General features: G+C 60.5%; 12 protein-coding genes. 7 read left to right on the top strand and 5 right to left on the bottom strand.

What is annotated here, in order from left to right; genetic code table 11:
- The first annotated feature begins 105 nt into the window (after positions 1-105).
- From K0O24_RS05880 to K0O24_RS05855, 6 genes are all read left to right on the top strand, one after another.
- The gene (locus tag K0O24_RS05880) at positions 106-1,761 is read left to right on the top strand and encodes an electron transfer flavoprotein-ubiquinone oxidoreductase (RefSeq protein ID WP_281421737.1); all 1,656 of its coding nucleotides are present in this window, start codon (positions 106-108) and stop codon (positions 1,759-1,761) included.
- The gene (locus K0O24_RS05875) at positions 1,736-3,376 is read left to right on the top strand and encodes a tetratricopeptide repeat protein (RefSeq protein WP_219894944.1); all 1,641 of its coding nucleotides are present in this window, start codon (positions 1,736-1,738) and stop codon (positions 3,374-3,376) included. Before K0O24_RS05880 ends, K0O24_RS05875 begins: the two co-directional genes overlap by 26 nt.
- Positions 3,373-4,191: a 4-(cytidine 5'-diphospho)-2-C-methyl-D-erythritol kinase gene (locus K0O24_RS05870; RefSeq protein ID WP_219894943.1), complete on the top strand. Its 819-nt coding sequence runs from the start codon at positions 3,373-3,375 to the stop codon at positions 4,189-4,191. Before K0O24_RS05875 ends, K0O24_RS05870 begins: the two co-directional genes overlap by 4 nt.
- A 263-nt stretch (positions 4,192-4,454) precedes the next feature.
- Positions 4,455-5,105, top strand: a complete 651-nt coding sequence (locus K0O24_RS05865) for an NAD(P)H-binding protein (RefSeq protein WP_219894942.1) — start codon at positions 4,455-4,457, stop codon at positions 5,103-5,105.
- Positions 5,106-5,195: 90 nt separating this feature from the next.
- Positions 5,196-6,917 (top strand): arginine--tRNA ligase, encoded by a 1,722-nt coding sequence (gene argS / locus K0O24_RS05860; RefSeq protein WP_219895497.1) that lies wholly within the window; start codon positions 5,196-5,198, stop codon positions 6,915-6,917.
- A 3-nt stretch (positions 6,918-6,920) separates the two neighbouring features.
- A complete protein-coding gene (locus tag K0O24_RS05855; RefSeq protein ID WP_219894941.1) occupies positions 6,921-7,619 on the top strand; it encodes an SPOR domain-containing protein in 699 nt (232 codons plus the stop codon).
- Between the two features lie 3 nt (positions 7,620-7,622).
- Here the strand turns inward: K0O24_RS05855 and K0O24_RS05850 are convergent, their stop codons facing one another.
- The 5 genes from K0O24_RS05850 to K0O24_RS05830 all read right to left on the bottom strand — a co-directional run bounded on the left by K0O24_RS05850 (position 7,623) and on the right by K0O24_RS05830 (position 10,796).
- Positions 7,623-8,180, bottom strand: coding sequence for a GNAT family N-acetyltransferase (locus tag K0O24_RS05850; protein WP_219894940.1), 558 nt, complete (start codon positions 8,178-8,180; stop codon positions 7,623-7,625).
- A gap of 181 nt (positions 8,181-8,361) precedes the next feature.
- Positions 8,362-8,631 (bottom strand): 50S ribosomal protein L27, encoded by a 270-nt coding sequence (rpmA, locus tag K0O24_RS05845; protein ID WP_219894939.1) that lies wholly within the window; start codon positions 8,629-8,631, stop codon positions 8,362-8,364.
- A 13-nt stretch (positions 8,632-8,644) separates the two neighbouring features.
- The gene (gene rplU / locus K0O24_RS05840; protein WP_219894938.1) at positions 8,645-9,115 is read right to left on the bottom strand and encodes a 50S ribosomal protein L21; all 471 of its coding nucleotides are present in this window, start codon (positions 9,113-9,115) and stop codon (positions 8,645-8,647) included.
- Positions 9,116-9,237: 122 nt separating this feature from the next.
- The gene (locus tag K0O24_RS05835; protein WP_219894937.1) at positions 9,238-9,864 is read right to left on the bottom strand and encodes a glutathione S-transferase family protein; all 627 of its coding nucleotides are present in this window, start codon (positions 9,862-9,864) and stop codon (positions 9,238-9,240) included.
- Complete coding sequence (locus K0O24_RS05830) at positions 9,861-10,796, bottom strand: DMT family transporter (protein WP_246611141.1); 936 nt, start codon at positions 10,794-10,796, stop codon at positions 9,861-9,863. The genes K0O24_RS05835 and K0O24_RS05830 overlap by 4 nt, the downstream gene beginning before the upstream one ends.
- 113 nt (positions 10,797-10,909) lie before the next feature.
- Between K0O24_RS05830 and K0O24_RS05825 the strand changes: the two genes are divergently transcribed.
- Positions 10,910-13,042, top strand: coding sequence for a TonB-dependent receptor (locus tag K0O24_RS05825; protein ID WP_246611140.1), 2,133 nt, complete (start codon positions 10,910-10,912; stop codon positions 13,040-13,042).
- The last annotated feature ends 27 nt before the right edge of the window (positions 13,043-13,069 follow it).

The raw sequence follows: 13,069 nt of genomic DNA, 5'->3' as shown, positions 1-13,069 counted from the left end.
CGATAGATAGAGGGATTCTTGGCGTATTGGTCAACGCGACTGAACGCGCTAACTGGCCAACCGGTCTGCGAGTGCGGTGAGTGAAGCAATTGAGCAAAAAGGGAAATTGGGGAACGGGCAATGAGTGAACGCGAATCGATGGAATATGATGTCGTCATTGTCGGCGGCGGACCGGCCGGCCTTGCCGCGTCCATTCGGCTGAAGCAGCTGAACCCCGAAGTCTCGGTCTGCATCCTTGAAAAGGGATCCGAGGTTGGCGCGCACATTCTGTCTGGAGCAGTCGTCGATCCGAAGGCACTGAACGAACTGATTCCCGATTGGCGCGAGCAGGGATGCCCGATGGCCGAAACCAAGGTCACCGACAATTGGCACTGGGTGCTGACGTCAAAGCGCAAATTTGCACTTCCACACGCGTTCATGCCCCCACTCATGAGCAATCATGGCAACTATACCGGCAGTCTGGGCAATCTGTGCCGCTGGCTTGCCGGACAGGCGGAAAACCTCGGGGTCGAGATATTCCCCGGCTTTCCGGCCGCCGAAATCCTTTATGATGACAAGGGTTCAGTGCGCGGCGTTGCCACAGGAGACATGGGCATCGCGCGGGACGGCAGCCGCAAGCCCGATTATCAACCAGGGATGGAACTCCTTGCCAAATATACGCTCTTTGCCGAAGGCGCGCGAGGACACCTGACGAAGCAGCTCAAGCACAAGTTCAACCTGGAGGCCGATTGCCAGCCACAGGTCTACGGCATCGGCATGAAGGAACTTTGGGACATTGACCCGGAGAAACATGTTCCGGGCCGTGTCATCCACACGCAGGGCTGGCCGCTCTCGGACGCCTGGGGCGGCGGGTTCCTCTATCATCAGGCGAACAACCAGGTTGCCTTGGGCTTCGTGGTCGCGCTCGATTATGCCAATCCGCACCTTTTCCCGTTCGAGGAATTCCAGCGCTGGAAGCAGCATCCCGAGATCCGCGCGATCCTCGAGGGCGGACGGCGCGTGTCCTATGGCGCGCGAGCAATCAATGAAGGTGGCTGGCAGTCGGTGCCGAAGCTTGCCTTCCCCGGCGGCGCTCTGGTTGGCTGTTCGGCGGGCTTCGTGAATGTGCCCCGCATCAAGGGCAGCCATACTGCAATGAAATCGGGCATGCTTGCAGCAGAGAGCATTGTCGCGGCCCTCGGTGCCGGACGCTCAGGAGATGAGCTTGTCGATTACCAGCCAGCGGTCAACGATAGCTGGATCGCCAAGGAACTGAAACTCGTCCAGAATGCGGAACCGGCAATTGCCAAGTTTGGCGGCGATTACGGCACAATCCTGGGCGGCATCGACATGTGGATGCGCACGCTGAAGATCGGGCTGCCGATTTCGATGAAGCATCACCCGGATAATGGCACGATCGGGCGCAAGGATCTCTATGCACCGATTGCGTATCCCAAGCCTGACGGCGTCATCAGTTTCGACCGCCTATCCTCGGTTTTCCTGTCGAACACCAATCATGAGGAAGACCAGCCGGTACACCTCCAGCTGCGCGATCCGGAGGTGCCGATCAGCATCAACTTGCCACTCTATGATGCGCCTGAACAACGCTATTGCCCGGCCGGTGTCTATGAAATCGTCGGGCGCGAAGAGGGCAACCCCAAACTCCAGATCAACGCGCAGAATTGCGTCCATTGCAAGACGTGCGACATCAAGGACCCGACCCAGAATATCAACTGGGTAACGCCGGAGGGCGGCGGTGGCCCCAATTATCCGAACATGTAGCGTCGCGGCTTTCGCGCTTGCCCTGTGGTCTGCACCGGCGGCGGCCAAACCCGATGCGTCATCTCCGTTGGCAGATTATGTCGCGGCCCGGATGCTTGAAGGGCAAGAGAAGGGGGCAGCCGCTGCCCAAGCCTATGCCCTGGCTCTCAGCGGCGCGCCCGACAATGACCGGATTGCCATGCGCGCCTATCGTGAAGCGATTGAAGCCGGAGACAGGTCGCTCGCGCTTCGGGCGGCACACGCGCTCGATGCCCAGCAAAAGCTCCCCCAAGATGCTCGCCTCCTGCTCATTGGCGAAAGCTTGTCCAAAGGTGATTGGCGCGGCGCGCGGCTCATGGTGGACAAGCTGGAGGAGTCAGGCGGGTTCGATTTCCTGATACCAGCCCTGCGCATCTGGACGGATCTGGCCGCGCGCGATGCAAGTACTTTGACCAGCGCCGCGCGCCAGCCGCGCGACGGCCTTGGTTCAACCTACCTGCGCGAACAGCAACCCCTGATCCTGCTTGCCCGCAAGCAGGTCGACGACGGCCTGACGGCAGCCAAGGCGCTGACTCGCCCGGATGGACGCGGCTTGATCCTGAGACTTGCGGTCGCTGCCCGCTTGGTCGCGCTCAAGGAGCGCGCCAAGGCGCTCGAGTTGCTCGTTGACGACAGCAGCACAATGCAGGCGGCAAGGGCCCTTGTCGAAAGCGGCAAGCCGCTGCCCGGAGCAATCGACAGCCCGACCGCAGGGACGGCCTTTCTGATCGCCCGGATTGCAAGCGATCTGTTGCGAGACACTGGATCCAGTGCTTCACTGACATTCGCGCGCATTGCCAGCTTCACAGCACCCGACAATGATGCAATCCGCATGACATTGGCTCAGGCGCTCGCCAACAATGGCCGCACTGTTGAGGCTCTGACCGTTCTGGACGGCGTTGCACCGCTCTACGGAGCCTTGGTCCGTGACATCAGGATTGGCGCCCTGGGCCGTGTCGACCGAAACCTGGAAGCCCTGACTCTAGCGCAGGAGGCCGTGAACCGCCCTGATGCCGACCTGTATGATCATGCACGGCTGGGCGGCGTTCTCACCAAGTTGCAAAAGCCCCGTGAGGCCGCCGCGGCTTATCGCGAGGCCATTCGGCTGGCTGGCAGCAATGCGCCCTGGAACCTGCTTCTGCTTTACGGGGGCGCGCTCGATCAGGCCGGACAATGGGCCGAGGCCAAACCTGTACTGCAAAGCGCGGTTGCTGCCGCCCCAGAAGAGCCCGATGCTCTCAACCATCTTGGCTATGCGATGCTTGAACATGGCGACGATCTTGCAGAAGCGACGCGGCTGATTGCAAAAGCCAGCGCCCTCCGCCCGGACAGTGCAGCGATCACGGATTCACTGGGATGGGCCTTCTACCTGCGCGGCCAGCCTGACGATTCCATTCCCTTGCTCGAACGCGCAGTGGCGGCAGACCCGACCGAAGCCGCTGTCGGGGAGCATCTGGGAGACGCCTATTGGGCGGCAGGCCGGCGCGTCGATGCGCGATATGCCTGGCGCGCAGCGCTGGTCCAGTCCGAAGGTGCAGATGACATCAAGCGCATAGAAGACAAGATTGCCAATGGTCTGCCTGCACGCACCAAATGACTGACTCTCTGACCGAGACTGCATACGCCAAGATCAACCTGGCCCTTCATGTCCGGGCGCGCAGACCAGACGGCTATCACGAACTCGAGACGCTTTTCGCCTTTGCCGAACATGGAGACCGGATCGATGGCAGAGAGGCAGATGATATTTCCCTGACGATCTCAGGTCCGCTGGTCGGTTCGCTGGGCCCGGACGCAGACAATCTTGTTCTGCGTGCAGCACATGCCCTCAAGGCTGCGACGGGCACCGCACGGGGTGCGGCCCTCCATCTTGTAAAGCATTTGCCGGTCGCTGCCGGGCTTGGTGGCGGCTCAGCCGATGCGGCTGCCGCCTTGCGGCTGTTGGCCCGGCTCTGGCGGATTAACGCTGACGCCCCGGAAATCATGCAGGTGGCGCAATCGCTCGGCGCCGATGTGCCGGCATGCGTGCTGAGCCAGACCTGCTTTGGGCGGGGTCGTGGCGATGCCCTTATTCCGTTTGACGATGCCACGCTGAGTGGCACGCCCCTGCTGCTCGCAAATCCCGGCATTGCGCTTGCAACCGGGCCGGTCTTTGCTGGCTGGGATCAGCGCGATAGGGGGCCACTCATCCCCGCCCAGTGGCGCGCAGGTCGAAATGACCTGACGGCATCAGCCAGTGCTATCGTGCCTGAAATCAGCGGACTCCTCACGCTCCTTGAAGCTCAAGCCGGTGCAAATTTCGTCCGCATGTCCGGGTCAGGCGCAAGTTGCTTTGCGCTTTTCGACAGTCCCGAAGCCCGCGATTCTGCTGCCGGAACAATCCCCTTCTGGCACATGGCGAGCCGGATCAGGTGACCCACGTGTGCCAAATTGGCACGACATTCGCCTGTGACTTTCGACATGTTTGGCGGAAATCTGGGCTTGGCATGGTCGTTGCGTCGACAGACGCGACGGGTCATGCGCCGCGCGCATCGTCCGCCCATGGCCCGCATTGGCTGATGCGCGCCATGAAGGGGCGGCAAGTCCAGAGCTTGCCGCCCCATCCCTTTCCTGCCGCGATGCCTTGCTCTTGATCTTCACTGGTCTATCACGCCTCGAAAGATCGGGAGGTTTGGGCAATGCGGATCGTGATGACAGGAGCAACCGGGCTCGTCGGCGGGCTCCTTGTCCAAAAGCTCGGCGATCACGACCTGTCTTTGGTCGGGCGGCGGCTGGTCGCTGATGCACCGGCACGGGCTGTGCAAAGGATAGGCCCGATGGAAGACTGGCCAAAGCTTGTCAGCCAATCGACCTATGATGCAGCAATCTGCTGTCTTGGCACGACAATTCGGGTGGCGGGATCACAGGCGGCCTTCCAGGCCGTAGATCGCGACGCTGTGTCCGCCTTTGCTGCAGCCGCAAAGGCAGCCGGGGCCCGACATTTCCTCATGGTCAGTTCGGTCGGTGCAAATCCCGCCACGCGGAATTTCTATCTGCGGACCAAGGGTGAAGCGGAGGCCGCTGTTCAGTCGATCGGGTTCGAGAGGATCGACATCTTTCGTCCCGGCCTTTTGCGCGGACATCGCCCGGGTGCCTCGCGCCCCGGAGAGTCCTTCATGATGGCCATCAGCCCCTTTACTGACCTGCTGACCCCGCACGTTTTCGATCAGTATCGCTCTATCGCCGCAGAGAGTGTGGCAGCTGCAATGGCCGCGTGCATTGGCCGGGAAGGCAATGACACCCGCATTCTTGAGAACCGCGACATGCTGGGCCTGATCGGGAATCGCTGAGTTGAGGATGAGCACGTGTTGCACCGGCGCCCCTCGATAGGATAAGGGCGCCATTCGCCTGAAATCGTGCACGTCTTCGAAAGTCCGAATGTGACCCTTTACGCCCGTTTTGCCAACCATCTCGATGCCGCGCTCGACGCGTTGGAAGCCGAAGGCGCATTGACGGCGGGCGTGTCACGTGCCGCAGTCACTGTAGAGCCGCCCCGCGATCCTTCCCATGGCGATCTGGCAACCAATGCCGCCATGGTGCTGGCCAAGGGAGCAGGCACAAATCCGCGCGCATTGGCTGCACTGCTTGTTGCCAAGCTGGGCTCGCTTGACGAAGTCGCCTCCGCCGACATAGCCGGGCCCGGTTTTATCAACCTGAAGCTCGTCGAAGCGAGCTGGCGCAATGAGCTCGAGGAAATCGTCGCACTGGGACAAGCCTATGGGCGCTCGACATTGGGTACGGGTAAGCGGGTCAATGTCGAATATGTTTCAGCCAATCCGACCGGCCCGATGCACATGGGGCATTGCCGCGGTGCGGTGGTCGGCGATGCGCTGGCATCGGTCCTCGAATTTGCGGGCTTCGCCGTCACGCGCGAATATTATGTCAACGACGCAGGCGGTCAGGTCGATGTCCTCGCGCGGTCCGTGCACTTGCGATATCGGGAAGCGCTCGGTGAGGCCGTCGGCGAGATCCCCGAAGGCCTTTATCCGGGAGACTATCTGATCCCGGTCGGGCAGAAACTGGCCCATGATCATGGCGACCGGTTCGTCGGCAAGCCCGAAAGCGAATGGCTGGACCTGTTTCGCGAAACGGCCGTGGCCGCGATGCTCGACCTTATCCGGGCCGACCTTGCGCTGCTTGGCATCCATCATGACCTGTTTGCGTCCGAAGCTGCAGTACAAAAGGCGAAAAAGCCCGAAGCGGCGGAAGCCACGCTGCGCGCGCGCGATCTGGTTTATGACGGCATGCTGGAAGCCCCCAAGGGAGAGACGCCGGAAGACTGGGAGCCTGTGATGCTTCCCCTGTTCCGGTCGACCCAGTTCGGCGACGATCAGGACCGGCCGATCCGCAAGTCGGATGGCAGCTGGACCTACTTCGGTGCCGACATGGCCTATCATTTCCAGAAGGCCGAAAAGGCCGACATGCTGATCGACATCTGGGGTGCCGACCATGCGGGAACCGTCAAGCGGATCAAGGCTGCCGTCGCTGCCCTGACGGACAACCGGGTCGAATTCGATGTGAAGCTTGTCCAGATGGTCAGGCTGCTGCGCGGCGGTGAGCCGATCAAGATGTCCAAGCGCGCAGGCAATTTCGTGACCCTTGCCGACGTGGTCCGCGAAGTCGGCAAGGATGTAGTCCGTTTCACGATGCTGACGCGCAAGGCCGATGCACAGATGGACTTCGACTTTGCCAAGGTGGTTGAAGCGTCAAAGGACAATCCGGTCTTTTATGTGCAATATGCCCATGCCCGGATCGCATCGCTGAAACGCAAGGTTGCCGAAGCTGGCATTTCGGGAGAGGCAGATCTCAGTCTGCTTGATGCCGAGGATCTGGCCCTTGCGAGACTGGCTGCACAATTCCCCCGAATTGTAACCGCTGCCGCGATAAGCCACGAGCCCCACCGGATTGCCTTTTACCTCTATGATCTGGCGGCCGCCTTTCATGCCCATTGGAATCTGGGCAATGATAGGCCTGACCGACGCATTTTGATTGTGGACCGTCCCGATTTGACACGCGCCCGGCTATTCATGGCATCGGCAATCGGGCAGATTATCGCTAACGGGTTGTCAATCATGGGTGTGACGGCAGCCGAGGAGATGTAATCGATGTCAGAGACTGGACCGGAACTGGGACTTCGGGACGAGGACCGCCTCCCATGGCTGGAAGCCGTCGAAAACGAGGACGATGGCGATGGCATCTCAAGCGGCAAACTGATTGCGCTGCTCCTTTCCGGGCTTGGGGCGATTATACTTGTGGTTGGTGGAGTCTGGTGGCTTCGCAGCCAGGATTCCGCGCCCAAGGGAGACGGCACGCTGATTGCGGCCCCTCAGGGTGACTACAAGGTCAAACCCGACGCGGCAGGGGGCATGAAGGTTGAGGGGCAAGGCGATTCGACCTTTGCCGCCTCAGAGGGTGCTGAGGCCAACGGAACAATTGACACCACAGCACAGCCCGAAACGCCGGTCATCACGCAGAAGCCCGTGGCTGCGTCGCCTTCGACAAAGCCTGTGGTCGTGGCCAAGCATCAAGTGACGACACCGATGCCGCCGTCTGGCGGCAAGCTGCTGCCACCGACTGTGCCCGGCGCATGGGTCCAACTGGGTGCCTATGAATCTGAAGCTGTGGCCAATTCGGCCTGGCGCGCGCTTGTCGCGAAAACGCCAGCGCTGGCAGCGATGCCCAAGTCAGTCGTAGCAGCGAATGTAGGCGGCAAGACCTATTATCGCCTGCGTGCGAATGCCGGTTCGCCCGCGAACGCGACCGCAATTTGCGGACAAGTCAGCAACTGCATGATTGTGCGCTAGGCATCAGGCGGCAAGCATTCGCGACACCCCGGCGTCGCCGTCACCAGCGTCGCCGAAGTCCAGAGCAAAGAGCCGGCACGGCACGGCATGTCCGCGAGCACGGCAGAACCGGGCAACAATGTCGCCAGTCGGCTTGAAACCGAGCTTCGACAGGACACGGCCCGATGCCGGGTTGTCGATGAAATGGCCGGATACAAGCCGCGGCCTCCTGAGCGTATGCCGCGCAATGTCGATCACAGCGCGTGCGGCCTCGGTCGCGAAGCCAAGCCCCCAATAGGGACGGGCAATCCAGAATCCCAATTCAAGGTCTTCCCCGTCGGGGTGCAGGCCGACGCCTCCGACGAGTCGCGGCGCACCGCCGGTGCGTGCGACAACCAGGAAGTCGGCATCGCCTTCCCGCCGTTCGAACCCCAGAAATTCCTGGGCGTCTGCCAGTCTATAGGGCGAGGGCACCTTGGCCAGTTTCGTCAGAATGGCTTCATCGCCAATTGCAGCTGCCAGCGGCGCCGCATCTTCTGCCCAGCCGGGCCTCAACAACAGTCTTTCAGTCCGTGCAAACATGAGCACTCTCCTCATTGGTGCCCCTAGAGCGTGTATATGACGCCACAGAGACATTGGCTTTGAGGAAGAGACGAACCGCCCCATAAAAAAGGGAGGCGGGGGTGGCCCGTCTCCCTCAAATCGATCTGGCTTTCCAGACCTTCGGGCCACCCTTTGGGCGACCCGTTCAAAGATCGCCGTGTTATTCGGCTGCCATCGGCATCGCGTCTACGGAACAATAGGTTCGGCCCTGTTTGCCCGAGTGGAAGGTCACGCGGCCTTCGGCGGTTGCAAAGAGGGTGTGGTCCGTTCCGATGCCGACATTACGGCCCGGATAGAATTTCGTTCCGCGCTGACGCACAAGAATATTGCCCGGAATGGCGAGCTCGCCGCCGAACTTCTTCACGCCAAGACGACGACCGGCCGAGTCACGACCGTTACGCGATGAACCGCCTGCTTTTTTATGTGCCATGGTTCAAAACTCCTTATTCGGCCGCGTCGGCTTTTTTGGCCGCTGGCTTCTTTGCGGCTGGCTTTGCCTCTGCCTTGGGGGCAGCGGCCTTTTTGGGCGCGGCTTCCTTGGCAGGCTTTGCAGCCTTGGTTTCGACGGGCGCTTCAGCCGGTGCGGCTTCGGCCTTCTTTGGAGCAGCCTTCTTTTCAGCGCCGACGCTCAGGATCTTCAGGATCGTGTGCTGCTGGCGGTGGCCAGCCTTGCGGCGATAATTGTGGCGACGCTTCTTCTTGAAGACGATGATCTTGTCGGCCTTCGCCTGCGCAATGATCTCGGCCGAAACGGCGAGCCCGGCAACCGCCTTGGCTTCGCTGCCGTCGGCTGCGAACAGGACATCGCCCAGCGACACGGTGTCACCGGCATTGCCCGCCATCTTTTCGACGACGATCTTGTCTCCTGCGGCAACGCGATACTGCTTGCCGCCCGTGCGCACGACTGCGAACATGGCGTAAATCTCTTCTTTTCAAATGCTTGCCCGCGCAACAGATATCGCCAGAGGCATACCCCTCGCGCGGAAAGCAGCCCGCTAAGCGACCCGAGCGCCGCTGTCAACCGATTCCCGCTTACTTATTGCGGAGAATCACCTTGGCGCGCTTTTGCTGCCTTGAAGCCAGGCCTTTCCGAAAGCCGGTTCCACCAGGTCAATGTGTTTGGACCAAGTTCCGGGCCAATGCCTAGCGTCAGCGCAAGCATGACGGAATAGCCCACACAGATGTCGGCAACTGTGAAGCGCCCTCCGCACAAGGTCTCTCGACCATCCAACAAGGCGGCCTCGATCGAGCGGGCGCGGCCAAGGAAGAAGAGCTTGTAATCTTCAGCCACGTCAAGCTTGCGCTCCTCGGGCTTGGGAAAGACGCTGTAGCGCATGATGATGGCCAACGGGAATGTCAGCGTCGCGTCGGAGCGATGAAGCCAGTTCAGATAGGCTGGCCAATCCGCTTCATTCGGTGCCACTTCGAGTTTCGTGCCGTGGGCGAGCATCTGACAGATCGCGGCGGATTCGGTGAGCTTGTCTTCTCCATCGACCCAGCAGGGGATCGTCCCAAGCGGATTGACCTCCTTGTATTCCGGTGCGCGAACGCGTGGCGGGAACGGCATGGTCACCAGTTCATAATCTAGCCCGAGCTCTTCTGCCGCCCACACGCAGCGGAAGGACCGCGCATCCTTGCAGTGATAAAGCGTGGGTCGGCTCATACGATGATGTCCTTCGTTCTTTCGATTGCGAGCCTGTGTTCGCGAAGCGCAATGTAAAGGCCACTCCCAATTATGATTGAGGCGCCGATCCAGGTCGCTGGACCGGGCACATGATTCCAGATCAGCCAGCCGAAGAAAGTTGACCAGAGGAGCGCGATGTAATCCATGCCGAGCACTGTCGCGACCGGGGCAAGGCGAAGCGCACCCGTCAACCCGATCTGGCCGATCCCGCCCAATACTCCGATGCCACTGAGCAGGAGCCATTCATAGCCGTCATGACTTGTCATGAAGAAGGGCAGCAAGAAGCTCATGGGCAACACTGAAAGCGCGGAGAACCAGAAGACTGTCGTCATGGCAGCCTCTGTCCGCCCCATGTCGCGGATCTGCAGGCTGGTGAAGGAAATCATGATCGCCGACGTCAGGCCGACCAACGCGCCCAGTGGGGGGATATGGCTGCCGCCAGGCTGCACAACGATCAATACACCCACAAAGCCCGCAAGGACGGCCGCCCAGCGATGCTTGCCGACCTGTTCCTTGAGAATGAGTGCGGACAGGATCGTCGCAAAGATGGGAACTGCAAAGCCCAGCGTCGTCTGTTCGGCCAACGGCAGCAGGATGATGGCCCCGAAATTGAACGCCATACTGGTCAAACCCATCACGCTGCGTTTGACGTGTGCACCAAAGCGCTGCGTCTTGAGCGAGGCCAGCCCGGGCCCGGCAAGCACAGCCATCAGCACAACGGGCACCGCAAGCGCTTGCCGCCAGAACATGATTTCAGGCAGCTGGATGTGCGCATCGCTCGCAAGTTTGATCAGGACGCCCATTACCGAAAGGCAGGAGATGCCAAAAAGCCGCAGTCCAAGCGGGCGAAGGCGGTTCTCGGTCGGGGCAGCAGCAAGGGACATGCTCTGCACGCCGTAGCGACTTGCCATCAAAGGGACAATCTCGCTCGAAATTCAGTTGTAAATGATAATAGTTCGCAATAGTAGCGCTAATGCGAATCGTTCGCGACTAAAGACTGCTGCCAGCAACACAGGAGACTCACTTGAAACTGCCCCGGATTTCCGCCGCAATGGTCGCTGTCTTCGCCCAGGTCGGCCCAGCCTGTGCCAGCGACGCGGCAGATGGGGAGAGCACTCCAATCATCGTGACGGCGACACTCGACGGCTATCGGTCGCCCGAGACCCGGAGCGGGACAAAGACCGACACCCCCATTCTCGACATTCCGCAATCGATCTCCGTTGTGACGTCGCAGCAAATTGCAGACCAGCAGATCCGGTCGATTACAGATCTGGTGCGCTATGTTCCCGGGGTGAGCGCAGGTCAGGGCGAAGGCAATCGGGACCAGGTCACGTTGCGTGGGAACAACACGAGTGCAGACTTCTTCGTCGACGGCCTGCGTGACGACGTCCAGTATTTTCGGAGTTTCTATAATATCGACCGGGTTGAAGTGTTCAAAGGCGCCAATGCCATGATCTTCGGCCGTGGCGGCGGCGGCGGCGTCATCAACCGTGTGACCAAGACCGCGGTTGAGGATCGCAGCTTCTATGGGGCCACGCTGTCCGCGGATACATTTGGCAGCTATTATGGCACGACAGACATCAACGTTGACCTTGGAACAGCAGCGGTCCGGTTCAACGCTCTCTATGAAGACCTCAACAATCACCGCGATGCCTATTCTGGCGAGCGATATGCCATCAACCCGACCTTCGGTGCAGAGCTTGGCACGACGACGGTCATGATCGGCTATGAATATGTCCATGACGATCGCGTGACGGATCGCGGCATACCATCTGCCTTCGCTGGCACGATCTCAGCACCCGCGGGACCGCTCAAGGGCTATCGGGACAGGTTTTTCGGGCTGAGCGGTGTCAACGTTTCCAAATTCGACGCCCATATGGTGAGGTTCCGCAGTGAGACTCGCCTCTCGCCGTCTCTCACCTTTTCCACCCAGGCGCTCTATGGGCATTATGACAAATCCTACCGCAATGCCTATGCCGCGACGCCGGTCGGCGGGACGACCACCGCACCGACGGTCGGGATCGAGGCCTATTTCGATCCGACACGCCGCGAGACGCTGATCGGACAAGCCAATCTTGAGTGGCAGGTTTCAACCGGCCCGATCAAGCACGTCATCCTTTTGGGCGGCGAGTTCACAAGCCAGGATTCGCACAATGAACGGATAAACGGCTTTTTCAGTGCGACCGCACCAACTGCGGCAAACCGGCGCGCCACGATTGCGCTTGCCGACCCTCTGGCTATTCCAACGATCTTCTTCATCGCCGGGCCGACCGCGAATGGAAACCGGAAAGTCAGGGGCAATCTCGACCAGGTCTCCGCCTATGTCCAGGACCAGATCAGCCTTGGCGAGCATTTGGACCTCATCGGGGGGCTACGCTATGATCGCTATGAAAACCGCATTTCCAATGTGTTCACCGGCGCGATTGCCTCGCGTGTCGATCAGCTTTGGTCGCCGCGCATCGGACTGGTTTACAAACCGGTGCCCCAGGCGTCGATCTATGTAAGCTATTCCAAATCCTACTTGCCGCAGGGCGGGGACCAGTTCGTGACCTTCGACGTCACAAATGCGGCGCTGGAACCGGAAACGTTCGACAATTACGAAATCGGTGCGAAGTGGAACGTCACGCCGCAGCTGACGTTCACGACAGCCGTCTACCGCCTGGACCGGGGCAACACCCGAGCCCCCGGCCCGACTGCCGGGACAATTGTCCAGACCGGATCGCAACGAAGCAGCGGCTTCGAGCTTGCGTTGGCTGGACAGATCACGAGCAAGTGGACCGCAACCCTTGGCTATGCGCACACCAGCGCGAAGATCCGTGAGACGACATCGGCAGCGCCGGCAGGGCGCCGTGTCGGTCAGGTGCCGCGCAATCAGTTTTCGCTCTGGAGCCGCTATGATGTGACACCCAGACTCGGCCTTGGGCTTGGCCTTGCCCATCAGTCGCGCCAATTCACCTCGATCAGCAATACAACATTTCTGCCGGCCTACACCCGGATTGATGCCGCACTGTTCTATGCGGTAAGCGATCGTCTCGAATTGCAGATCAACGTCGAGAATCTGACCGACACGCGCTATTTTCCGACTGCTCACAATGACAACAACATCTCGACCGGAGCCCCGATCAACGGTCGATTCACCCTTGCAGCAAAATTCTGAGTCTTCCGGCGGCACTCGCATGATCCT

The sequence above is a fragment of the Aquisediminimonas profunda genome (assembly GCF_019443285.1).
In the GTDB taxonomy this organism is placed as follows: Bacteria; Pseudomonadota; Alphaproteobacteria; order Sphingomonadales; family Sphingomonadaceae; genus Aquisediminimonas; species Aquisediminimonas profunda.
This window is presented reverse-complemented; position numbering and strand designations above follow the sequence as displayed.